Below are 21,669 nucleotides of genomic sequence, written 5' to 3'. Positions count from 1 at the left end.
GGTCACGGCTTCGGGCCGGTGGCCTCGGCTTCGGTCGGGCCGCCGACACCGGCTTCGGCGAAGGTCGCCATCTCGCCGAGCACCCGTGTCGCGGCGATCAGGATCGGCAGCGCGGTCACTGCCCCGGAGCCCTCGCCGAGCCGCATCTGCATGTCGATCACCGGGGTCAGGTCGAGGTGGTCGAGCACCAGCGGCCCACCCGGTTCGGCGGAGCGGTGCCCGGCCAGCCACCACTGGCGCGCGCCCGGCGCGAGTTCCTCGGCGACCAGTGCCGCCGCGCCCACCACGACCCCGTCCAGCAGCACGGGAGTGCGGCGGACCGCGGCCTGGGCGAGGAATCCGGTCAGCGCGGCGATGTCGGCACCGGCCGACGTGCGCAGCAGTGCGACCGGGTCGTTGAGCACCTTGCGGGCCCTGCGCAGCGCGTCGCGGATCGCCGCGGTCTTGCGCATCCAGGCGTTGTCGTCGATGCCGGTGCCGCGGCCGACGACCGCCACCGGCTCGGTCCCGGTGAGCACCGAGATCAGCACCGCGGCCGGCGTGGTGTTGCCGATCCCCATGTCCCCGGCGATGAGCAGGTCGGCCCCGGAGTCGATCTCCTCGTCGGCGATGGCGCGTCCGGCTTCGAGCGCGGAGCGCACCTCGGCGTCGGTCAGGGCGTCCTCGCGGTCGATCGCACCGGATCCGCGGCGCACCTTGCGCGCGCTGACCACCGGCGGGGTGTCGGTGTTGACGGCCATGTCCACGACCCGCACGGTCGCCCCGGCGCTGTTGGCGAGCACGTTCACCGCGGCGCCGCCGGCCAGGAAGTTCGCGACCATCTGGCCGGTCACCTCGCTGGGGTAGGCGGACACGCCGTGCCCGGCGATGCCGTGATCACCGGCGAAGACGACCACTCGCGGCCGGGTGAACGGCCGGGGCGGGCAGAGCCCCTGCCGAGCGGCGACCCAGACACCGAGCTCCTCCAGCCGACCCAGCGAGCCGATCGGCTTGGTCAGCTGCTCGTGCCGGGCGACTGCCTGCCGCTGTGCCTGCTCGTCGGGGGCCGGCACCGTCGGGAAGCTGATCTCATTCTGGTCGGTGGACAAGCGAACCTCCGTGTCGATTCAGCGCAGCCGGAGCGGAAGACCGGCGACGAGCAGGACGACCTCGTCGCACACCTCGGCCAGCCGGGCGTTGAGCGCGCCGAGCTCGTCGCGGAACAGCCTCCCAGACCGGGTGGCCGGAACGATGCCCAGCCCGACCTCGGCGGAAACGAGCACCAGTCGCCCAGCACAACCGGTGACGGCGTCGACGAACTCATCGCACCGCGCGGCCACGACCTCCAGCGCAGCGGGATCCCGCTCCCAAGCCCCGGCGTCGTCGAGCACACCGGTCAACCAGGTGGCCAGGTCGTCCACGAGCACGGACGCACCAGCGGGAACACCGGTCAGAACCCGGCACAACGAGCCGGTGTCCGGAGCTTCGACGGTCCGCCAGCCAGCGGGCCGCCGAGCGACGTGGGCGGCGATCCGCTCGTCCCACTCGCGGTCACCGGCAACCCGCCGAGCGGTGGCCACGTAGGTGACCACCTCATCGGCGCGGACCAAACCCTCGGCATGAGCGGACTTCCCAGAACGAGCCCCACCAAGCACCAACGCGCGCACTGCGGTCTCCGGTCAGCCGAGCTTGGCGATGTCCTTGGGAGTGTAGCGGGGGCGCGGGACGCGGAGCTTGCGGATCTGCATCGCGCGGGTGAAGGCGTACCAGCCCAGGGAGAAGGACTTGTCCTGCGAGTCCGGGAACTTCGCGCGGACCCGCTTGTTGATGTAGCGGCCGAGCAGGGTGCCCTCGACGACCATCATCACCAGCAGGGCCATGCAGAACAGGGTCGCGTACTGCTGGATCAGCAGGTTCTGCGACAGGGTGCTGACGAACACGATCAGCACCAGCGGCATGAACAGGCCCATCAGGTGGCGGCGGGTGTCCACCAGGTCGCGGACGTAGGCGCGCACCGGGCCCTTGTCGCGGGGCATCAGGTAGCGGTCGTCGCCCTGCATCATCCGCTCGCGGCGTTCACGGGTCGCCTGGCGGCGTTCCTCCTTGTTGCCGCGGGCGCGCTTGATGGCCTCGCGCTGCGTCTTCGGCGGCGGCGGGACCGGGCCGCGCCGCTTGCCCTCGGCTTCCCGGCGCTTCGGCGTGGGGCGGCCCTTCTTGGGCGTGTGGTTGGGGGCATGCTCCGCCGCGGACTGGGCAGTCTCGTTCTCGGACTCCGGGTTGGCGGCCTGCTCAGCGCTGTTGCGACGAAGGAACCTCACTCCAACAGGGTATTCGACGCCACTCAGCGTTGTTGCAGCAGACCGTGCGAAAGGTCCACTTTTCGGGGGCCCTCCGGAGTGAAGACCGCCACCTGCCAGTCCGAAGCCACGTCATACCAGCTCGGCGTGCGGCTGTGCCACCATGGACGGTGAACACGTCCCCGGGGCAGCCCGCGGGAATAGGCCGGTCCGGCTGGCGGTTGCACCACACGCCGGAATCGGACAGAGCGAGACCTCAAGGGAGAGTCCATGACCGCCCCGAACAGCACGACCGAGAGCGAGGCGCCCGCCCACGGTGTCACGCTGACCGACGCGGCGGCCCAGAAGGCCAAGGCCCTGCTGGACCAGGAGGGCCGCGACGACATGCACCTGCGCATAGCCGTCCAGCCCGGTGGCTGCGCGGGGTTGCGCTACCAGCTCTTCTTCGACGAGCGCACCCTCGACGGTGACGCGCGCCGGGACTTCGAGGGCCTGGGCGTCGTCGTCGACCGGATGAGCGCCCCGTACCTGCAGGGCGCGACGATCGACTTCGTCGACTCCATCGAGAAGCAGGGCTTCACGATCGACAACCCGAACGCGGGCGGGTCGTGCGCCTGCGGCGACTCGTTCCACTGACCGAGCGAGCCGATCTGGCACGAGGCCGGTACCCCGCGGGGTGCCGGCCTCTTCGCCGTTCCGGGTCCCGTGGGATTTACAGTTTCAATTGAAACTGTAAATCCCGCCCACGACGGATCACAGTTTCAATTGAAACTGTGGTTTGGGTGCCGCTGGGCCCGGTGTGGTCGGAGGGCGGTCAGGTGGGGTCCGGAAGGCCGGTGAGGTAGGCCTGGACCGACTCGAGGAAGGCGGTGCGGTCGACCTCGGACGGTTCGGTGGCGTCGATCGCGTTGCGCAGGGCTGGGTAGTCCTCGCCCAGGGGTTGGTCGAAGGTCGGGGAAAACGGGGCGAAAATCGAGCCCAGGACCACGTAGTCGATGCCGAGCGCCACGCGCAGCGCCGCCGCCGGTGCGAAACCCGCCTCTACGAGCATCGTGACGACGTCCTCGTAGGCCTGGCGAGATTCGGCGATGGTCACCGCGCGGCGGGCGATGATCCCCACCGCGTTGGGGTGCTTGGCGAACGCCTCGTGGTACGTGCGGGCCCACTCCAGCAGGCCGCCACGCCAGTCCGCGGCGTGCAGTTCCAGGGCCGGGATGTCGGCGGTGATGATCTCGGTGATCAGCTCGAGGATGTCGTCCTTGCCGTCGACGTGCGAGTACAGCGACGGCGCCTGGATGCCGAGCTTGGCCGCGCCGCTCTGGTGGCGCGACTGCGCGGGACGTGGGTGGCCCGGGCGGGCACGTCCAGCTGGGACGGCTCGGCACCGTCCTGAACTTCGGACCGTGGTGGCGCCGTGGTGCCTGCCGGGGACGGTCGACGACACCCTGGAGATCGTCCAGGACCTGCGGAACCGGCCCGGGCGGATGTGACGCACCGGCGCGATCAAGGTGGGCAGACCTCGCGGTGTTCGACGGCGACCCGCTGACCTGCGCCCCGGAGGACCTGCCGGAACCGCCGGTGGCCTGCACGATCGTCGACGGGCGGATCGTCCACGAAGCACCCTGGTTCGTGAGCGGCGATGGTCGTGAGCGCAACCATCGCCGCTCAGAGGCTTCAGCCAGCGGTGACGACCCGGATGATTTCGGGGCCGAGGATGACCTCGTCGCCTTCGGTGATCTGCTTGCCGCGGCGGGTTTCCACCGCGCCGTTGACCTTGACCAGGCCCTCTTCGAGGACCTCCTTCGCCTCCGCGCCGTCCTCGACCAGGCCCGCCAGCTTCAGCAGCTGTCCGAGCCGGATCATGTCGTCCCGGATCTCCACATCGCGCATGCGCCCATTGTCCGCCGTCGCGCGCGGCAGCCGGGCGCCCCCGGCGGCGGTACCCTCGGTGCGCGTGCGCTCACCTGCTGCGACACCTGGGAGGTTGTCGTGCCCGTCGCCGTCACCGGCAGCATCGCCACCGATCACCTGATGCACTTCCCCGGCCGGTTCACCGACCAGCTCGTCGCCGACAACCTGGCGCAGGTCTCGCTGAGCTTCCTGGTCGACGACCTCGTGGTGCGGCGGGGCGGGGCCGCGGCCAACATCGCCTTCGCGCTGGGCTTGCTGGGGCAGCGGCCGGTGCTGATCGGCGCGGTTGGTGACGACTTCGCCGACTACCGCTCCTGGTTGGAGCGCAACGGCGTGGACTGCTCGGGCGTGCGCGTCTCGGAGGTCGCGCACACCGCGCGGTTCGTGTGCACCACCGACGAGGAGTTCAACCAGATCGCCTCCTTCTACGCCGGGGCGATGGCCGAGGCCCGTAACGTCGAGCTGGCGCCGGTGCTCGCGCGCACCGCCGTCGACCTGGTGCTGATCAGCCCGAACGATCCGCTGGCGATGCTGCGGCACGCCGACGAGTGCCGTCAACGCGGCTACCCGTTCGCCAGCGACCCGTCGCAGCAGCTGGCCCGGCTCGACGGCGAGCAGGTGCGGCGGGTGGTCGACGGGGCGGAGTACCTGTTCACCAACAAGTACGAGTGGGGTCTGCTGCTGCAGAAGACCGGGTGGACCGAGTCCGACGTGCGAGACCGGGTCGGCGTCCGGATCACCACGCTCGGCGCGTCGGGTGCGGAGGTCGTGGGCCGCGACGGCGAACGGTCGCTGGTGCCGGCGGTTCCGGACCGCGGCCGGGTCGATCCGACCGGGGTGGGCGACGGGTTCCGGGCGGGCTTTCTCGCTGGTGTCCAAACTGGACTGTCGTGGGAGCGTTCCGCGCAGTTGGGATCGTTGATCGCGGTGCACGTCCTGGAGGTGACCGGGACGCAGGAGTGGACCCTGGACCACGGGCGATCGCTGCGGCGCTTCACCGACGCCTACGGGGCTGCCGCGGCGGTGGAAGTGGCGCCACTGCTGGCATAGCTTGCAAACTCTTGCAGGGATCTGGGCAGTTCATGCCATGTTCTGCTGGCGTGTTGACTTAACTCGTGCAAGAAAATGTGATCGATGACGACCGCTCCACGCTGAGGAGGTTGTCATGCGATTGGCGTTGGTCGCGCTCGCCGCGGCGGTCGGCGGAGCGTCGATGGTGCCCGCCGCGACCGCGGAGTCCGCTCCGGTGCGCGGACCGATCGTCCAGATGTTCCAGTGGCCGTGGGAATCCATCGCGCGGGAGTGCACGGACTTCTTGGGCCCCAAGGGTTTCGGCGCCGTCCAGGTGTCGCCGCCGCAGGAGCACGTGGTGCTCGGCGACAAGGGCTACCCCTGGTACCAGGACTATCAGCCGGTGAGCTACCAGCTGAAGAGCCGTCGCGGTGACCGCGAGCAGTTCTCCTCGATGGTGCGGACCTGCAACGACGCGGCCGTGGAGATCTACGTCGACGCGGTGGTCAACCACATGAGCGCTGGCAGTTCGGACGGCAGCGGGCCGGGCAGCGGTGGCTCGACGTACGACAAGTACGACTACCCCGGCGTGTACTCCGATGCCGACTTCCACGGTTGTCGCCGCGACATCAGCAACTACGAGGACAAGTGGGAGGTGCGCAACTGCGAGCTGGTCGGTCTGGCGGACCTGGCCACCGAGTCCGAGTACGTGCGCAACACCCAGATCGCCTACCTCAACGACCTGGTGAGCCTGGGGGTTTCGGGCTTCCGGGTGGACGGGGTCAAGCACATGTCGCCGGAGGACGTCGGCGCGGTCTTCGGCGCGCTGCAGAACGTTCCCGGCACGGGCGCGCGGCCGTACGTCTTCCAGGAGGTGATCGGGGACAGCACGACGACGGCGGGGGAGTACACCGGCAACGGTGACGTCACCGAGTTCGGCTACTACGGCGCCGTCGCCAACGCCTTCCGGGACGGGGCGCTGGCGCAGCTGTCGAACCTGCCGGAGCGGATGTCGCTGCCCAGCGATCAGGCCGTGGTGTTCATCGACAACCACGATACGCAGCGCAGCTCACCGATCCTGACCTACAAGGACGGCGTCACCTACGACCTGTCGGTCGCGTTCGAGCTCGCCTACCCGTACGGGACTCCGCAGCTGATCTCCAGCTTCGCCTTCGACGATGCTGAGGCGGGGCCGCCCGCCGAGGCGGACGGGACCACGAAGGTGGCCGGTTGCGACGACTCGGCGTGGGTGTGCGAGCACCGGCGGCCGATCATCGCCGGGATGGCCGGGTTCCACGGTGCGGTGCAGGGCACCGACCTGACGAATTGGTGGGACAACGGCGGCGGGCAGGTCGCTTTCGGGCGCGGTGACAAGGGATTCGTGGCGCTCAACCGGGAGGGCGGCGAGCTGTCGCAGACCTTCCAGAGCTCGCTGCCCGCCGGGACCTACTGCGACGTGATGAGCGGGGACCTGGTGGACGGGTCGTGCACCGGCGCGACCGTCGAGGTCGGGGAGGGCGGCCGGTTCGACGCCGCGGTCGCGCCGAAATCCGGCATCGCGCTGCACGTCGACGCGAAGCTCTGAGCACTGTTCGGCCAGGTCAGCAAGGCTGTGATCACTTCGTGGGGCTATCGCGCCACGAAGTGATCACAGCTCTGGCTGGACGAATCCGTGTCGAGCCATATCTGAATCGGTCTCATGTTCGTTGGGTGTGTTGTCCCACTTGGCGGTAGAAGGGCGGTTCGGATGCGGACTCCGCTTGGTAGCAGGATTTCCAGACTGAGCGCGATCGGCGTTGCGGCGCTGGTCGCGCTCGCTCCCGTTCCGTCGGCGGCCGCCGATTCGCAGCGGGACGTCATGTTCGTCGGCAACAACTGGGACGGCACCGTCGACCTGGTCGACGCCGAGCACTTCGGCAAGTACCAGCGCATCGACGTCGTCCCCGACCTCCAGCAACGGCTCGCTGAGATGACGCCCGACGAGCACGTCGCGATGGCCGTCATCCGCAACACCGCGGGCGAAGGCCACGACCAGCTGGTCGACGACATCGCGGCGTCCCCGGACGGCCGCACCATGTACGTCTCGCGGCCCAGCCTCGGCGACGTCGCGGCCTACGAGATCGACTCGGGTCAGCAGGTGTGGCGCACCGACGTCAGCGGCTACCGCTCCGACCACATGGCGCTGTCGCCGGACGGCTCCCAGCTGGCGGTCTCGGCCACCACCGCGAACCTGGTGGAGCTGCTCGACCCGGCCACCGGTGCCGTCGTCGGCAACTTCCCGACCGGCGACTTCCCGCACGAGAACCGGTACTCCACCGATGGCCGGACGCTCTACAACGCCACCATCGGCCGGGTGATCATGCCCGACGAACCCGCGCTGGACCCGCTCAAGGGCAACCGGTGGCTGACCATTGTGGACACCGCGACCAACCAGGTCACCGACGTGATCGACTTCGGGGTCGGGATCCGCCCGTTCCTGGTGATGCCCGACGGGCGGACCATGTACGCGCAGCTGTCCTTCCACCACGGGTTCGTCGAGTACGACCTGGTGGAGAAGCGCATCACCCGGACCGTGCACCTGCCGCTGTCCGAGGACGCGAAGAAGCTCCGGCGCGACGAATATCCGCTCGACTCCGCGCACCACGGGCTGGCGATCAACGGCGACGGCACGAAGCTCTGCGACGCGGGCACGGTGTCGGACTACGCCGCCATCGTCTCGGTGCCGAGCCTGACCACCGACGCCCTGATCCCCACCGGTAAGAAGCCCTACTGGGCGGCGGCCACCCCGAACGGCCAGTACTGCGTGCTGTCCAACAGCGACAGCGACGACATCACCGTGGTCGACTTCAACGGATCCACCGAGGTGGCCCGCATCCCGGTCGGCGACCACCCGCAACGAGTCCGCGGCTACGCCGTCCCCACCGACGTCCTGGCCGGCTAGGCGCGGGCGGTGACGATCATCCGGCGGTGGTCGTTGGTCAGCGGTTCGCCGTCCTCGCCGCGGAACTCGATGTCGTCGAAACCCGTTCCAGCGAGCCAGGTTCGCAGCTCCGGGACGGTGAACAGGCGGACCGAGTAGCGGACGGTCCGCTTCTCGCCGCCTCGGAGCAGCGTTCGCTGCACGTGGGACCGGAGGGTGAGCGGGTCCAGGTGGTGCTGGTCGATCGCCATGTCCTCGCCGATGTTGCGGACGACATCGCGTTGGTAGCGGGGGAGGAGGTTCGCGACGTTGTTGAGCTCCATCGCGAACCTCCCACCTGGTCGCAGCGCTCGGTGGACCTGGGCCAAGACCTCGCGGTTGCCCTCGTCGGAGAAGTAGCCGAAGGCGGTGAACCAGTTGATGACCGCGTCGAACCGGTCGGTCCAGGGCAGCTCGCGCATGTCGCCCAGCCGGTAGTCGACCTCGACACCCCGGGCAGCGGCGTCGGCGCGGGCGTGCTCCAGGAACGGCTCGGCGCTGTCCAGGCCGGTCACCTGGCAGCCCCGTTCTGCCAGCGGGTTGGCCAGTCGGCCGTGCCCGCAGGCCAGGTCCAGCAGCTCCGACCCCGGTTCGAGGTCGAGCAGGTCCCAGATCAGGCCCGCTTCGGCATCGCTGCGCGGATCGATCAGGTCTCGGTAGAAGTACAGGTAGTCGTCGTCGAACAGGCCTTCAGCGTCGAATTCCGTTTCCATATGCGCTCCTTCGCCGATCCCAGCTTGGAGCGTCCGGCCGTTCGACGGCAACCGATTTTCAGTGCGCCGGGTCGATCAGGGCTTCGGCGATCGCGGAGATGTCGTCGGGGCTGACCCGGCAGCAACCGCCGATCACGCGGGCACCGGCATCGCGCCAGGTGCGGGCCAGATCGGGGGACAGCTGGGATCGGCCTGTCCAAGAGCGTTGCTGCGCGTCCCAGCTTTCGCCGCTGTTCGGGTAGACCACGATCGGCTTCGTCGTTGTCTGGCAAGCGATTTCGATCGCAGTCAGCACATCCTCGGGAGCCGAGCAGTTGACGCCGACCGCGATGATCCCCGCGCTCTCGGCCACCGCGAAGGCTTCCGCGAGAGGCTGTCCGGCGCGCGTGCGGTCGCCGCTGGTGGTGAACGACAGCCAGGCCGGGACGTCGAGCCCGTCGAGGGCGTCGACGAGCGCTTCGGCTTCGTCGACGTCCGGGACCGTCTCCAGGGCGAAGACGTCCGGGACGGACTCGGCCAGCACCTCCATCCGAGGGCGGTGGAAGTCGCGCAGCTCGCGCTTGGTGCGGCCGTAGCGGCCGCGGTACTCCGAGCCGTCGGCGAGCATCGCGCCGTACGGGCCGATCGACGCCGCGACCCAGCGGTGCCGCCCCGGCTCGACGTCACCGGCCAGCCGGGCCAGCTCCACGCTGCGGCGCATCAGCTTCGCAGCCTCGTCGCGCTCGATGCCGTGCGCGGCGAAGCCCTCGAAGCTCGCCTGGTAGCTGGCAGTCGTCGCGATCTCGGCCCCAGCGCGGAAGAATGCGGCGTGCGCGGCGACGATCTCCTCCGGTGAATCGGCCAGCAGCCGGGCCGACCACAGAGAATCGGAGAGGTTGTGCCCGAGCGCCTCCAGCTCGGTGGCCAGACCGCCGTCCAGGATCGTGGTCGCCCCACCCAGCGTGAACGCGTTCATACCGCCCAGCGTAGTGCGACCCCCAACACCCGCACGACCACACAATTCACCTTTCGCCCGCCCGATCCCACCGCCGGCCAGGTCCCACCGGAAGGTCCCCGGCGTTCCGCCGTCGAACCACAGTTTCAATTGAAACTGTAAAACCCACCCACGGCGGATCACAGTTTCAATTGAAACTGTGGTTCCACTGGATACCGACGTGCCGGACCGGCTGCGGCGGAGCGGGGGAACGGTTCGGGGGATCGGCCGACGTGTGTCGGTGTGTTGGGGTCCGACACTCCGGTGGTTCGCAATCTCAATGGAAATCGGACGTCCAATTTCCATTGAAATCGCGGAACTCCGGGGTCAGGACTTGACGCTGCCTGCGGTGAGGCCTCCGACGAGGAAGCGTTGGACCAGGTAGAAGACGACCACGGCGGGGATCGCCACCAGGACCGATGCCGCGGCGAGGTGGCCCCACTCCGCCTGGTTCTGCTGGACGAAGACCTGCAGGCCGACCGCCAGGGTCTTCGAGCGGTCCTCGGCGGACAGGAACGCCGAGGCGAAGGCGACTTCGCTCCACGCGACGATGAACGAGTAGAACGCCGTCACCGCCAGCCCCGGCTTGGCCAACGGCAGCACGAGCCGCCAGAACACGCCGAACGGAGAGAGCCCGTCCACCCGGCCCGCCTCGTCGATCTCGCTGGGGATCCCGTCGAAGTAGCCCTTGAGCATGTAGGTGCAGAACGGGATCGCGGTGCTGCAGTACACCAGCACCAGGCCGAGCGCACTGCCCTGCAGCCCCAGCGTCAGCAGGATGTTGTACAGCGGCACGATCAGCACCGCGAACGGGAACATCTGCACGACCAGGAACGACAGCAGCAGCCAGCCGCGACCGGGGAAGCGGAAGCGGCTGGCCGCGTAGGCGGTGGTGGCCGCCAGCAGCACCCCGAGCACCGTGGTCAGCGCCGCGATCAGCACCGAGTTGCCGAACCAGCTCAGGAACGACCCCTTGGCGCCGGAGAGCACGTTCCAGTAGTTGTCCACTGTGGAATCTACGAACAGCGTTGGGGTCGGCTCGATGGCCTTGGCGTCCGGTTTGAACGACACCACCAGCACCCAGAGCACCGGGAACACCGCGATCAGCGACGCCACCACCAGAGCCGCGTGCAGCCCGATGCTGGCCGCGGTGGATCGCTTGCGCCGCATCGCAGTCCGGGTTGCCGTGGTCGTGGCGCGCAGCGAGGCCGCGTCGATGGACATCTCAGAGCACCTCCCCCTGCCGGCGCATCGCGCGGCGGTAGATGGCGGCGAACACCAGCAGGAGCGACAGGATCAGCACGCCGTAGGTCGAGGCGAGCGCGTAATCCCGGGTCGCGCCGGAGAAGAACCGCTCGAAGGCGTAGGTGACCAGGATCCGGGTGTGCGGGTTGTTCTCGGTGATCAGGTAGATCACCGGGAACATGTTGAACGTCCAGATCACCCCGAGCAGCACCACCGAGCTCGACACCGGCCGCAGCCCCGGCAGCGTCACGTGCACGAACCGCTGCCACGGCGTGGCCCCGTCGATCTCGGCCGCCTCGTGCAGGTCCGACGGGATGGATTGCAGGCCGCCCAGCAGCGCCACCATCATGAACGGGACGCCCAGCCAGACGTTGACGATGATCACCGACACCAGCGCCAGGTCGGACTGCCCCAGCCACACCTGCGGCGGCAGCCCCACCGACTCCAGGGCCCAGTTGATCAGCCCGTACTCGGAGTTGAACAGGTACCGCCAGGCGAACGCGCTGATGAACACCGGAACCGCCCACGGCAGGATCAGCAGCACCCGGTACAGCCCGCGGAACCGCAGCTGCCGGTTGAGCAGCATCGCCAGCGCCAAGCCGATCGAGTAGTGGCAGAACACGCACGTCGCGGTCCAGATGACCGTCCGCACCAGCGTCGTCCAGAACGAGCCGTAGGCCGGATCCCCGGACAGCACGTTGAGGAAGTTGGCGAGCCCGGTGAACTCGTAGCTGGCGTCCCGGTCCAGCACCGGGTTGGCGATGTTGGTGTCGTTGATGTCGGTGAACCCGAAGAACAACCCCTGGATCAGCGGGAGCACCACGACCAGCGCGAGCACCGCCACGACGGGCAGGACCATCGCGTAGGCGAACCAGTGCCGCGCAAGCATTTTCGGCAACCGCATGGCGACCTCAGCGCTGCGCGTAGCCGGGGACGACGGAGGCCTTGTAGGTCCCCGCGAGTTCGTCGAGCGCGGCGCCGGTCTCCTTGCGCCCGGACAGGATGTCGCCGTAGGCGGTCTGCAGCGGCTCGAGCAGCTCGCTGTTCTCCGGGATCCACGGCCGGTCGTGCGCGCTGGCCGCCAGCGGTCGGAACGCCGAGACCACCGGGTTCTGCGCCACCGCGGGGTCGTCGTAGGCGGACTGGCGGGTCGGCAGCAGCCCGAGCTTCGCGGCGATCTTCGCCTGGTTCTCGGCGCTGCTCATGCACTGGATGAACTCGACCGAGTTCTCGGTGGCGTCGCTGCCCTGCCGGATCACGTAGTCGTGGCCGCCCACCGGCGACGGCGTGGCCGAACCGGGCACGGGAGCGATGCCGAGGTTGTCGGGGTTGGCGAACTGCTCGGACTGGGTGAACTCCGAGACCGCCCACGGCCCGTCGATCACCATCGCCACGTCACCGGAGGTGAAGGCGGCCTTCATGGTGGTGTAGGAGTTCGGCTGGTCGAGCGCGGTGCGCGCGGCGCCGGCGTCGATCAGGTCCTTGGCGACCTGCACGCCGCGTGCGGATTCGGGGGAATTCACCGTGATGGTCTGGGATTCCGCGTCCACCAGGTCGCCGCCGTAGGTGTAGAGGAACGGCAGCGCGTAGTACTCGTCGTTGTTGATGAACAGCGCCCGGTCTCCACCGAGCTTGGGCGCGACTTGGTGGAGCTCGTCCCAGGTCTTCGGCGGTTCGACGCCGGCCTGCGCCAGCTGCGCCTTGTTGTAGAAGAGCGCGAGGGTGTCGGTGACCTGCGGAACGGCGTAGGTCTTGCCCTCGAACTTGGTGGATTCCAGCGGCGCGGGTAAGAAATCGGCGGTGTCGCCGGCCAGCGGAGTCTCCGACAGGTCCCGGATCAGCCCGGCCTTCGCGAGCTGGGCGACCCAGCCGACGTCGGCGCGCAGCACGTCCGGACCCTGCCCGCCCTGCGCTGCGGTCTTGTAGTTGTTCAAGGTCTGGTCGAAGGAGACCGTCTCGACGCGCACCTGGTAGCCGCCGGTGCGGGCGCAGTCGGCCGCGATCTCGCGGAACACGCCGCTCTCCGATGAGCCGCTGGTGTCCCAGAAGACGACCTCGTCGGGGTTGCCGCTGCTGCCGCCGCACCCGGCTGCGATCGCACCGACCAGGCCCAGAGCGACGCCGATCGTGGCCTTCGATCTCATGCCCACACCTCCTGTTTGCAAAAATTTGCGAACACTCGGCGTCAAATTGCATACCCGTGATGTGATGCAAGTCAAGATGTTCAGCGAACTGGCGGAATCTGGTCGCGATCGTTGCTGCGAGATGTTTGCAAAAAATTTCGATCGTGTGCAGGATTGCGGCAGCAGGTGGTTCCGGCGCGACGGGAGTCGAGCAGTGGCGGGTCTGGCCGATATCGCCCAGGCGGCGGGGGTGAGCGTCTCCACCGTGAGCCGGGTGCTCAACCGCAAGGCGGGCATCAAGGAGGAGACCCGCCAGCGCGTCCTCGAAGTGCTCAACCAGATGCCGCACACCGCCCGCGGCACCGGCGCGCTGCGCCGCACCGGTGTCATCGGCCTGCTGGTTCCGGAGCTGTCCAACCCGGTGTTCCCGGCGTTCGCCGAAGCGCTGGAAAGCCGTGCCTCGCTGGCGGGTTACTCGTCGCTGCTGTGCAACACGCGGGCAGCGATGACCGAGAAGGATTACGTCCGGATGCTGGTCGCGCGCGGGGTCGAGGGCATGATCTTCGTGTCGCCGGAGATCGCCAACCCGGACAACGACGAGCGCCGAACCCGGGGCTACTACGAGAAGTTGAGCGCCGAGGGCATCCGGATGGTGTTCGTCAACGGCAGCGCGCCGAGTCTCGATGTCCCGGACATCACCGTCGACGAGCACCTGGCCGGCTACACCGCCGCGCGGCACCTGCTGGAACTCGGTCACCGCCACATCGGTTTCGTCAGCGGACCGGCCCGCGCGTTGCCGTCCCGGATGAAGCGGGCCGGATGGGCGGCGGCGCTGGAAGAAGCCGGCGTGGAGCCGCGCGCGGACCTGGTCGCGCACGCGCCGTTCGGCGCTGAAGGCGGCGCGCAGGCGATGGGCGAACTGCTCGACGGCCCGCGGCCGACGGCCGTGCTGTGCTCGTCGGACGTCATGGCGCTCGGTGCGATGCGGGAGGCGAAGCGTCGTGGATTGGCCACGCCGGAGGACGTTTCGGTGGTCGGCTTCGACGACATCCCGCTGGCCGCCTACTGCCAGCCCGCCCTGACCACGCTGGCCCAGCCGATCCACGACATGGCCGCCGCGGCGGTCGACGAGCTGACCCGCCAGCTCGACCCGGACGAGCCGGTGGGCGCTTCGACCAACTTCAGCCGCATGTTCCGGCCCCACCTGATCGTCCGCGAGTCCACCCGGTCGCTCTGACCGGCGCCGGGCGTCAGTTTTGCCCAAAACTGCCCACCCGAACACCCACGCAGGAGGAGCAGCGAATGTCGAGTTGGTGGCGTGACGCCGTCGTTTACCAGGTCTACGTGCGCAGCTTCGCCGACAGCAACGGCGACGGCATCGGCGACTTGACCGGGATCCGGGAACGACTGCCGCACTTGGTGGATCTCGGTGTCGACGCTGTCTGGCTGACCCCGTTCTTCCCCTCGCCGATGGCCGATGGCGGCTACGACGTCGCCGATTACTGCGGTGTGGACCCGATGTTCGGCACGCTCACCGATTTCGACGCGCTGCTCACCCGCGCGCACGGGCTCGGCCTGCGGGTCCTGGTCGACGTCGTGCCCAACCACACCTCCGACGAGCACCCGTGGTTCGCCGAGGCACTAGCCGCCGAGCCCGGCGGCCCGGCCCGCGACCGCTACCTGTTCCGCGACGGCCGGGGCGAGCACGGCGAACTGCCGCCGAACGACTGGGAGTCGATCTTCGGCGGCCCGGCCTGGACCAGGATCGACGACGGCCAGTGGTACCTGCACCTGTTCGACCCGCGGCAACCCGACCTGAACTGGCGGAACCCGCAGGTGCGCGCGGACTTCCGCAAGGCGCTGAAGTTCTGGCTGGACCGCGGTGTGGACGGGTTCCGGATCGACGTGGCGCACGGCATGATCAAGCACCCGGACCTGCCCGACACCGGCCGCGACGGGCAGATCTCCCTGCTGGGGCGCGGTGAACTGCCGTACTTCGACCAAGACGAGGTGCACGAGATCTACCGCGACTGGCGGCAGCTCTTCGACTCCTACCAGGGCACGCGCATCGGGGTGGCCGAGGCGTGGGCGTCGACCAGCGAGCGGCTGGCCCGCTACGTGCGCCCCGACGAGCTGCACCAGGCGTTCAACTTCGCGCTGCTGGAAGCGCCCTGGTCGGCGGGGGATTTCCGGAAGGTGGTGGCGGATTCCCTGGCCACCACGGCGGAAGTCGGCGCGACCACGACCTGGGTGCTGGGCAACCACGACGTCCAACGCCCGGTGACTCGTTATGGCGGCGGAGAACTCGGCTCTCGGCGAGCCCGCGCGGCAGCGCTGCTCAGCTTCGCGCTGCCCGGCTCGGTTTACGTCTACCAGGGCGAGGAGCTCGGGCTGCCCGAGGTGCGGGAGCTGCCCGACGAAGTGCGCCAGGACCCGATCTGGAAGCGCTCCGGTGGCACGGATCCGGGCCGCGACGGATGCCGGGTGCCGATCCCGTGGTCCGGCGACCAGACGCCCTTCGGCTTCAGCACGGGGGAAAGCTGGTTGCCCGTGCCGGAGGAGTGGGCGGCGTTGACTGCTGAAGTACAGGCGCGCAGCGAAGGTTCGGTGCTACGCACGTACCGCGATGCTTTGGCGCTGCGGCGAGAGAATCCAGCGCTCGGCGACGGTGAGTTGGAGTGGGTGGATGCCCCCGAAGACGTGCTGATCTTCCGTCGCGGCTCGGATTTCTCGTGCGCCACCAACTTCGGCACAACACCGGTTTCCCTGGACCTGCCCGGCCGCGTCCTCTGCCGAAGCGATGCGGGCACGACCTGGGACGGCGTGCTGCCGGGCGCGACCACGGTGTGGCTGGGAAGGATTCACGAAGAATCCGCCCAATAGGTCTGTTCTTCCCGTTTCTGGCGTGGTCGCATGGATCCCCTTCCCACTGGAGGTGGTTCATGTTCCGACGATTAGGCACGGGTGTGGCGGCACTCGCGCTCGCGGCGTTGGGCGTGGTCGGGCTCGGGCAGGCGCCCGCGTCCGCCGCGCCGAACTTCCAGGTCCCCTTCGAATGCGGCGTCACCGTGACGGCCGCGACGTTCAGCGGCCACAACCCGGCGAACTCGGTGGACTTCCAGAAGTCCGGCATCACCGGCATGCCGGTGCTCGCCTCGGCGGCGGGCACGGTCACCCGAGTCGCCGACGAGGGAAGCACCAGCTACGGCCGCTGGATCGAGCTGGACCACGGCAGCGGCTGGCGCACCCGCTACGCCCACCTGTCCACGCAGGCTGTTTCGGTGGGGCAGAAGGTGTCTCTCGGCGCGAAGATCGGCACCGCGGGCGCCACCGGCGGTGTGACTGGCCCTCATCTGCACTACGAACAGATCCAGAGCGGAACCGCGGTCAAGGCGGTGCTCAACGGCGTCGCGGTGCCCTACTACGGCAAGACGTCGTTCACCAGCAAGAACAACTGCGGCGGCAACCCGTACACGCCGACCGAGGTGTGCGGCGCGGGCTACAGCGTGATCAACTCGAAGGCGTTGTCGGGTTCGGGCACGGTCTACCTGCTCTACAACGCCTCGAACAAGAACAACTGCGTGGTGACGCTCAAGTCGACCTCGCTGGGCACGGCGTCCCCGACGGCGGCCTTCCTGGAGGTCCAGGGCAAAACCCGGGCGACCGACTCCGGCAACTTCACCTACTACGCGGGCCCGGTCCGCCAAGCCGCCGGCGCAACCTGCGTGAAGTGGGGCGGCTCAGTCGGCTCCAACTCCTACGAAAGCCCCTTCGAACACTGCGGCTGACAAACGGTCGTGAGTGCGAAAACCGGCTCCAACCGGCTCCCGCGCTCAGTACCTTCAGGCCGCCGAGCTCCGGGAATCGAACCGCACGACCAATTCCACGCCGAGAGCTCGCGCCAGCTGCTCGAGGAGCGGGATGGTCGGGATGGTGCCCCCGGCCTCGAATCGCGCCACAGCGGGCTGCGACATCCCTGCGGCTTCGGCCAGCTGGGACTGCGTCCACGCCCGCTGTTCGCGCAGCTCGCGGGTGGTTCGGCCCAGCTCGTAGGCGATCCGGGTAGCTTCGTACGTTTCACTGGCGCCTGGTTCCGCCATCCGGCGATCGCGCAGCGACTCCCAATCCGACTCGGCCACGTCCGTCACTCCCCAATGCCCTCGTCCACTGTGTGCCTTTCGCTCAAACCGGCCCGACCTGGCAGGAGTGGACATACCATCGATGGTATAGAGATGCCCGATTTCACCAATGGGCGATCACGTGCTCAGCCACTCCTGCCAGGTCGGGCCGGGAGTGGGGGAATCCGGGAGGGTGAGGGCCCCGGCGCGGAAGGCCTTGCCCAGGGCGCCCGGGACGTGGAGGGGGAGCTGGGGTCGGCTGCGGCCCCGGGCGGACAGCCAGGCGTTGGCGAGTTCTCGGAAGGTCATCACCTCGGGACCGCAGATGTTGGTGATCTCCTCCGTCGGGTCAGGTTCTCCGCGACGGCTCGGGCCACCACACCGATGTCGACCGGCTGGCCGAGGACCCTCGCGGGCACCGGCATAACCGGGAGCCGAGCCGCCGCCGAGAGCACCGCGTCGATCGCCGGGTAGAACTGCGCGGCGCGCACGATCGACCACGGCACACCGCCGCGGACCAGCTCTTCTGCGGCGAGCTTCTGCTCGAAGTACTTCCACGGGATGTCATCGATGCCCGCGATGGACACGAACAGCAGGTGCTCGACCCCGGCCTGCTGCGCTGCCCCGCACAGCCGCCGCGTGCCGTCCACATCGGTCTGCTGGGTGTACTTCCCCTTGTACGGGCTCGACGCCAGGTGCGCGATCGCGTCCGCGCCCCGCACCGCGCGGTCCAAGCCCTCCCCGGTGGCCAGGTCCGCCTGGCGCCAACCGTCGTCCCGGGCCGCGCGCCTGCTCATCCGCACGACGTCGTGCCCCGCCTCCAGCAGAGCGGGAACCACCTGCTGTCCCAACGTCCCGGTCGCCCCGGTGACGAGAATCCGCATCACGTCCTCCTGTTAGTCACCTGGATGACGGGACGGTGCCGCGTGACGTGACAGGGGCTCGTGATCACCCGCTGCAAAGCGAACGGCCCGTTCGCCTCGGTTGGTGAGGGGAACGGGCCGTTCGGTTCGACAGGTGTCAGAGGCGGACCGGGTAGTGGGGTTCCGGGACCTCGGGGGACAGGCGGCCTTCGATGAAGATGGCGTGCCAGAGCATGAACACCAGCAGAGCCCACAGGCGGCGGCTGTGGTCCAGCACACCGGAGCGGTGCGCCTCCAGCAGCTGCAGGACCGCCGTGCGGTCGAGCAGGTGGTCGGTCTGCGACTGCTGGATGATGTTGCGCGCCCAGTCGTGCATCTCGTCGCGCAGCCAGTGCTTGATCGGCACCGGGAAGCCCAGCTTGCGCCGGTTGATCACGTGCGCCGGGACGACCTGGTACATCGCCTGCCGCAGCGCGTACTTCGTGGTCTCGCTGGTGATCTTCTGCTCCAGCGGGACCGAGCTGGCCACCCGGAACACCTCGGTGTCCAGGAACGGCACCCGCAGCTCCAGCGAGTTGGCCATGGTGACCTTGTCGGCCTTGACCAGGATGTCGCCGCGCAGCCAGGTGAACAGGTCCACGTGCTGCATGCGGGTCACCGGGTCCCAGCCCGCCGACTGGCGGTACGGGCCGGCGGTGACGTCGCGGTGCGACACACCCGGGTCGAAGCTGCGCATCACGTTGCGCAGCTGGTCGTCCCGGAAGATCCGCGCGTTGCCGTAGTAGCGGTCCTCCAGGCTCAGCGCGCCGCGGCGCAGCAGGTCCTTGCCCCGCACGCCCTCCGGGATCGCGCTGGAGACCTTGCCCATCGCCTTGCGCAGCGCGCCCGGCACCTTCTCGAACGGCGCCAGCGACAGCGGCTCGCGGTAGATGGTGTAGCCGCCGAACAGCTCGTCGGCGCCCTCGCCGGAGAGCACCACCTTGACGTGCTGACGCGCCTCGCGGGCGATGAACCACAGCGGCACCAGCGCCGGGTCGGCCACCGGGTCGTCCAGGTACCAGACGATCAGCGGCAGCGCCTCCATCATCTCCTCGGCGGAGACGGTGCGCACCACGTGCTTGACCCCGATCGCCGCGGCCGACTCGGCGGCCACGTCCACCTCCGAGTAGCCCTGCCGCTCGAAACCGGTGGTGAAGGTGATCAGGTTCGGGTTGTGCTCCTTGGCCAGCGCCGCGATCGCGGTGGAGTCGATGCCGCCGGACAGGAACGCACCGACCGTGACGTCGGCGCGCATGTGCTTGGCCACCGAGTCGCGCATCACGTCGACGATCTCGTTGTGCAGCCGCCGCGCGTCGGCGTCGGTGTTGACCGGCCGGGAGTTGAAGTTCGGCTGGAAGTACCGCTCGGTGACCAGCTGGCCGCCGGGGGACACGGTGAACGAGGTGCCCGACTCGATGCGGCGGATCTGGCGGTGCAGCGTCTCCGGCTCCGGCACGTACTGCAGCTGCAGGTAGTGCTGCATCGCCTTGTGGTCCAGCTCTTCGGCGATGCGCAGCGTGTTGGCCAGGCTCAGCAGGCTCTTCTTCTCGCTGGCGAAGGCCGTGCCGCCCGGGCCGACGGCGTAGAACAGCGGCTTGATGCCGAACGGGTCGCGCGCGCCGAAGACCACCTTGCGCTCGTTGTCCCAGATCAGGAACGCGAACATGCCGCGCAGCCGACCGACCACGGACGTGCCCAGGTAGTGGTAGGCGGCGACGATCACCTCGGTGTCGCCGTCAGTGGTGAACCGCGCCCCGAACCGCTCGATCAGCTCGGCCCGCAACTCCAGGTAGTTGTAGATCTCACCGTTGAAGTTGATGGTGTAGCGCCGCGGGGTCTCCGGCGGGCCCCAGGTCAGCGGCTGGTGCGAGTGCTCCAGGTCGATGATCGACAGCCGGTTGAAGCCGAAGACGACCTCACCGCCGTGCCAGGTGTCGCTCTCGTCCGGTCCCCGGTGTCGCTGGCACGGCAGCGCGTTGGCCACCGCGGTCTCCGCGAATCCGGCGTTCTCTTCTGTGGGACAGATCAGTCCAAGCAGGCCGCACACGCGTCTGGTGCACCTCTTCGAGTCGGCGGTGTCGTCTTCTCCAAGCCTCCCCCCGAAGGCTCGCTCCAGTATGCCGTCCGCTCGCCCGCGCGCTGCACGCGCGGGGCAGGGCGCGGGCGAACCGACCGGCCTCCAAAGCGGCCCACCTCGCGACCACCGGCGGGTTTGCGCAGGGACGAGCCGTTCGCGGGCGCCGGATGCAGTTGCGGAGGCGGTGTCCGGAGTTCCGCTGCGTGACTGATCGCGCGAACGAGTCCGTCGCTCGACGCCCCCGGAGCAGTATCGCGGCTACACCTGGGCTAGGCTCTGCGCAGGATTCCGGCGGCCGATCCGCGTGTCCAGCTCCTGAGCTGGGCACATTTCATCTGGCCGCACCGGTGAGTTTTGCACGAGGAGGCGTCGCGCAGTGGGCCTGAAGGAGGGGACCCGAGTGCCACGGCTGGTCAAAGTCGCTGGGCTGATCGGCCTGGTTAGTGTCGCGGCCACAGGTTGCACGACTGACGAGGTCATGCGGTTCGGTTGGCCGGAGGGTGTCACCCCGCAGGCCGAATCGATGCGGACCCTGTGGACTTGGTCGGTCATCGCGGCACTCGCGGTGGGTGTGCTGGTGTGGGGGCTGATCTTCTGGTCGATCGCCTTCCACCGCAAGAAGAAGGGTGACGAGGAGCTGCCCCGGCAGTTCCAGTACAACCTTCCGCTGGAGATGATCTACACGGCCATCCCGTTCGTGCTGGTCGTCGTGTTGTTCTACTTCACGGCGGTCACGCAGAACTACGTGCTGGCCAAGCCCGCGAATCCGGACCAGAAGGTCAACGTGGTCGGGTTCCAGTGGAACTGGGAGTTCAACTACCCCGGTTACAAGACGCCGGACGGTCAGCCGGTGCGCACCGTCGGCAGCAGCAGCGAGATCCCACTGCTGGTCCTGCCGACCGATCAGCGCATCGAGTACCACCTGAGCTCCACCGACGTCATCCACTCGTTCTGGGTTCCGGAGTTCCACTTCAAGCGGGACACCTTCCCGAACCCGGACAAGAACAACCAGGACAACGTCTTCCAGAACACCATCGATAGGGAAGGTTCGTTCGTCGGCCGCTGCGCCGAGCTGTGCGGTACCTACCACGCGATGATGAACTTCGAGGTCCGGGCGCTGTCGCCGGACAAGTTCGACCGGTACATGCAGCTGCGCACGCAGGTCAACCCGCAGACCAGCCAGCCCTACACGACGGCCGAGGCCCTGACCAAGCTGGGTCAGGAGCGGCAGGACTGCGGCGAGGTGTGCGAGCCGTACGCGGTGACCGGCGTTCCGTTCAACACCGAACGCACCGGCGGAGCACCCTCCGGTCAGCAGGTCGGGACCAAGTAGTGGTGCCCTCGACAGGGCGTACGGCGTG

At 68.7% G+C, this 21,669-nt stretch carries 22 protein-coding genes; 8 read left to right on the top strand and 14 right to left on the bottom strand.

The annotated features are described in order from the left end of the window. Positions 1–2 precede the first annotated feature (2 nt). The 3 genes from cobT to ACWCO2_RS16545 are packed head-to-tail and all read right to left on the bottom strand — an operon-like array spanning position 3 to position 2,297. Positions 3–1,088: a nicotinate-nucleotide--dimethylbenzimidazole phosphoribosyltransferase gene (gene cobT / locus ACWCO2_RS16555; protein ID WP_450128591.1), complete on the bottom strand. Its 1,086-nt coding sequence runs from the start codon at positions 1,086–1,088 to the stop codon at positions 3–5. Positions 1,089–1,106: 18 nt separating this feature from the next. After that, positions 1,107–1,646: a bifunctional adenosylcobinamide kinase/adenosylcobinamide-phosphate guanylyltransferase gene (gene cobU / locus ACWCO2_RS16550; protein ID WP_450128590.1), complete on the bottom strand. Its 540-nt coding sequence runs from the start codon at positions 1,644–1,646 to the stop codon at positions 1,107–1,109. A 12-nt stretch (positions 1,647–1,658) separates the two neighbouring features. Continuing rightward, positions 1,659–2,297, bottom strand: a complete 639-nt coding sequence (locus tag ACWCO2_RS16545) for a DUF3043 domain-containing protein (protein WP_450128589.1) — start codon at positions 2,295–2,297, stop codon at positions 1,659–1,661. Between the two features lie 249 nt (positions 2,298–2,546). On the opposite strand from ACWCO2_RS16545, the gene ACWCO2_RS16540 reads away from it, so the two are divergent. Then, complete coding sequence (locus tag ACWCO2_RS16540; protein ID WP_270949466.1) at positions 2,547–2,912, top strand: HesB/IscA family protein; 366 nt, start codon at positions 2,547–2,549, stop codon at positions 2,910–2,912. Between the two features lie 178 nt (positions 2,913–3,090). Here ACWCO2_RS16540 and ACWCO2_RS16535 read toward each other — a convergent pair whose 3' ends face one another. Beyond that, positions 3,091–3,720: a TetR/AcrR family transcriptional regulator gene (locus ACWCO2_RS16535; RefSeq protein ID WP_450128588.1), complete on the bottom strand. Its 630-nt coding sequence runs from the start codon at positions 3,718–3,720 to the stop codon at positions 3,091–3,093. Between the two features lie 230 nt (positions 3,721–3,950). Then, positions 3,951–4,166 carry an RNA-binding S4 domain-containing protein gene (locus ACWCO2_RS16530; protein WP_450128587.1) on the bottom strand — a complete coding sequence of 72 codons (216 nt, stop codon included), beginning with the start codon at positions 4,164–4,166 and terminating at the stop codon, positions 3,951–3,953. A 141-nt stretch (positions 4,167–4,307) separates the two neighbouring features. Between ACWCO2_RS16530 and ACWCO2_RS16525 the strand changes: the two genes are divergently transcribed. The 3 genes from ACWCO2_RS16525 (at position 4,308) to ACWCO2_RS16515 (ending at position 8,139) form a co-directional block, all read left to right on the top strand. After that, a complete protein-coding gene (locus ACWCO2_RS16525) occupies positions 4,308–5,237 on the top strand; it encodes a carbohydrate kinase family protein (RefSeq protein ID WP_450128621.1) in 930 nt (309 codons plus the stop codon). 115 nt (positions 5,238–5,352) lie between these two features. Beyond that, entirely contained in the window at positions 5,353–6,783 is a 1,431-nt protein-coding gene (locus ACWCO2_RS16520) for an alpha-amylase (RefSeq protein ID WP_450128586.1), read from the top strand. A 162-nt stretch (positions 6,784–6,945) separates the two neighbouring features. Beyond that, positions 6,946–8,139: a YncE family protein gene (locus tag ACWCO2_RS16515; protein ID WP_450128585.1), complete on the top strand. Its 1,194-nt coding sequence runs from the start codon at positions 6,946–6,948 to the stop codon at positions 8,137–8,139. Here ACWCO2_RS16515 and ACWCO2_RS16510 read toward each other — a convergent pair. From ACWCO2_RS16510 to ACWCO2_RS16490, 5 genes are all read right to left on the bottom strand, one after another. Continuing rightward, on the bottom strand, positions 8,136–8,870 hold the full coding sequence (locus tag ACWCO2_RS16510; protein WP_450128584.1) for an SAM-dependent methyltransferase: 735 nt from the start codon (positions 8,868–8,870) through the stop codon (positions 8,136–8,138). The two genes, ACWCO2_RS16515 and ACWCO2_RS16510, sit on opposite strands and share 4 nt — an antisense overlap. A gap of 58 nt (positions 8,871–8,928) precedes the next feature. Next, a complete protein-coding gene (gene mmuM, locus ACWCO2_RS16505) occupies positions 8,929–9,825 on the bottom strand; it encodes a homocysteine S-methyltransferase (protein WP_450128583.1) in 897 nt (298 codons plus the stop codon). Positions 9,826–10,170: 345 nt separating this feature from the next. After that, on the bottom strand, positions 10,171–11,067 hold the full coding sequence (locus ACWCO2_RS16500; RefSeq protein WP_450128582.1) for a sugar ABC transporter permease: 897 nt from the start codon (positions 11,065–11,067) through the stop codon (positions 10,171–10,173). Between the two features lies 1 nt (position 11,068). Further along, entirely contained in the window at positions 11,069–11,992 is a 924-nt protein-coding gene (locus ACWCO2_RS16495) for a carbohydrate ABC transporter permease (protein ID WP_450128581.1), read from the bottom strand. A gap of 7 nt (positions 11,993–11,999) precedes the next feature. Beyond that, positions 12,000–13,232, bottom strand: coding sequence for an extracellular solute-binding protein (locus ACWCO2_RS16490; protein WP_450128580.1), 1,233 nt, complete (start codon positions 13,230–13,232; stop codon positions 12,000–12,002). 193 nt (positions 13,233–13,425) lie between these two features. On the opposite strand from ACWCO2_RS16490, the gene ACWCO2_RS16485 reads away from it, so the two are divergent. The 3 genes from ACWCO2_RS16485 to ACWCO2_RS16475 all read left to right on the top strand — a co-directional run bounded on the left by ACWCO2_RS16485 (position 13,426) and on the right by ACWCO2_RS16475 (position 16,999). Further along, on the top strand, positions 13,426–14,448 hold the full coding sequence (locus ACWCO2_RS16485) for a LacI family DNA-binding transcriptional regulator (RefSeq protein WP_450128579.1): 1,023 nt from the start codon (positions 13,426–13,428) through the stop codon (positions 14,446–14,448). Between the two features lie 65 nt (positions 14,449–14,513). Then, positions 14,514–16,094, top strand: coding sequence for a glycoside hydrolase family 13 protein (locus ACWCO2_RS16480; RefSeq protein ID WP_450128578.1), 1,581 nt, complete (start codon positions 14,514–14,516; stop codon positions 16,092–16,094). Positions 16,095–16,153: 59 nt separating this feature from the next. Next, on the top strand, positions 16,154–16,999 hold the full coding sequence (locus ACWCO2_RS16475) for a M23 family metallopeptidase (protein WP_450128577.1): 846 nt from the start codon (positions 16,154–16,156) through the stop codon (positions 16,997–16,999). Between the two features lie 54 nt (positions 17,000–17,053). Here the strand turns inward: ACWCO2_RS16475 and ACWCO2_RS16470 are convergent, their stop codons facing one another. The 4 genes from ACWCO2_RS16470 to asnB all read right to left on the bottom strand — a co-directional run bounded on the left by ACWCO2_RS16470 (position 17,054) and on the right by asnB (position 20,278). Further along, on the bottom strand, positions 17,054–17,350 hold the full coding sequence (locus ACWCO2_RS16470) for a helix-turn-helix domain-containing protein (protein ID WP_450128576.1): 297 nt from the start codon (positions 17,348–17,350) through the stop codon (positions 17,054–17,056). A 117-nt stretch (positions 17,351–17,467) separates the two neighbouring features. After that, a complete protein-coding gene (locus tag ACWCO2_RS16465) occupies positions 17,468–17,638 on the bottom strand; it encodes a hypothetical protein (RefSeq protein WP_450128575.1) in 171 nt (56 codons plus the stop codon). Continuing rightward, positions 17,638–18,213 (bottom strand): SDR family oxidoreductase, encoded by a 576-nt coding sequence (locus ACWCO2_RS16460; protein WP_450128574.1) that lies wholly within the window; start codon positions 18,211–18,213, stop codon positions 17,638–17,640. The genes ACWCO2_RS16465 and ACWCO2_RS16460 overlap by 1 nt, the downstream gene beginning before the upstream one ends. Positions 18,214–18,349: 136 nt before the next feature. Further along, positions 18,350–20,278, bottom strand: a complete 1,929-nt coding sequence (asnB, locus tag ACWCO2_RS16455; protein ID WP_450128573.1) for an asparagine synthase (glutamine-hydrolyzing) — start codon at positions 20,276–20,278, stop codon at positions 18,350–18,352. Between the two features lie 406 nt (positions 20,279–20,684). On the opposite strand from asnB, the gene ctaC reads away from it, so the two are divergent. Then, positions 20,685–21,641 (top strand): aa3-type cytochrome oxidase subunit II, encoded by a 957-nt coding sequence (gene ctaC, locus ACWCO2_RS16450; protein ID WP_450128572.1) that lies wholly within the window; start codon positions 20,685–20,687, stop codon positions 21,639–21,641. Positions 21,642–21,669: the final 28 nt, after the last annotated feature.

The organism is Saccharopolyspora sp. NPDC002376 (genome assembly GCF_053593195.1).
The sequence above is the reverse complement of the archived record's forward strand: the minus strand, read 5'-3'. Positions and strand labels throughout refer to the sequence as shown.

Coding starts and splice junctions, on each gene's coding strand:
- ACWCO2_RS16465 (WP_450128575.1), bottom strand. CDS start 17,638: ATGACCTTCCGAGAACTCGCCAACGCCTGGCTGTCCGCCCGGGGCCGC.
- ACWCO2_RS16530 (WP_450128587.1), bottom strand. CDS start 4,166: ATGCGCGATGTGGAGATCCGGGACGACATGATCCGGCTCGGACAGCTG.
- ACWCO2_RS16515 (WP_450128585.1), top strand. CDS start 6,946: ATGCGGACTCCGCTTGGTAGCAGGATTTCCAGACTGAGCGCGATCGGC.
- ACWCO2_RS16460 (WP_450128574.1), bottom strand. CDS start 18,213: ATGCGGATTCTCGTCACCGGGGCGACCGGGACGTTGGGACAGCAGGTG.
- ACWCO2_RS16510 (WP_450128584.1), bottom strand. CDS start 8,870: ATGGAAACGGAATTCGACGCTGAAGGCCTGTTCGACGACGACTACCTG.
- ACWCO2_RS16540 (WP_270949466.1), top strand. CDS start 2,547: ATGACCGCCCCGAACAGCACGACCGAGAGCGAGGCGCCCGCCCACGGT.
- mmuM (WP_450128583.1), bottom strand. CDS start 9,825: ATGAACGCGTTCACGCTGGGTGGGGCGACCACGATCCTGGACGGCGGT.
- ACWCO2_RS16475 (WP_450128577.1), top strand. CDS start 16,154: ATGTTCCGACGATTAGGCACGGGTGTGGCGGCACTCGCGCTCGCGGCG.
- ACWCO2_RS16500 (WP_450128582.1), bottom strand. CDS start 11,067: ATGTCCATCGACGCGGCCTCGCTGCGCGCCACGACCACGGCAACCCGG.
- ACWCO2_RS16525 (WP_450128621.1), top strand. CDS start 4,308: ATGCACTTCCCCGGCCGGTTCACCGACCAGCTCGTCGCCGACAACCTG.
- ACWCO2_RS16490 (WP_450128580.1), bottom strand. CDS start 13,232: ATGAGATCGAAGGCCACGATCGGCGTCGCTCTGGGCCTGGTCGGTGCG.
- ACWCO2_RS16520 (WP_450128586.1), top strand. CDS start 5,353: ATGCGATTGGCGTTGGTCGCGCTCGCCGCGGCGGTCGGCGGAGCGTCG.
- ACWCO2_RS16495 (WP_450128581.1), bottom strand. CDS start 11,992: ATGCGGTTGCCGAAAATGCTTGCGCGGCACTGGTTCGCCTACGCGATG.
- ACWCO2_RS16480 (WP_450128578.1), top strand. CDS start 14,514: ATGTCGAGTTGGTGGCGTGACGCCGTCGTTTACCAGGTCTACGTGCGC.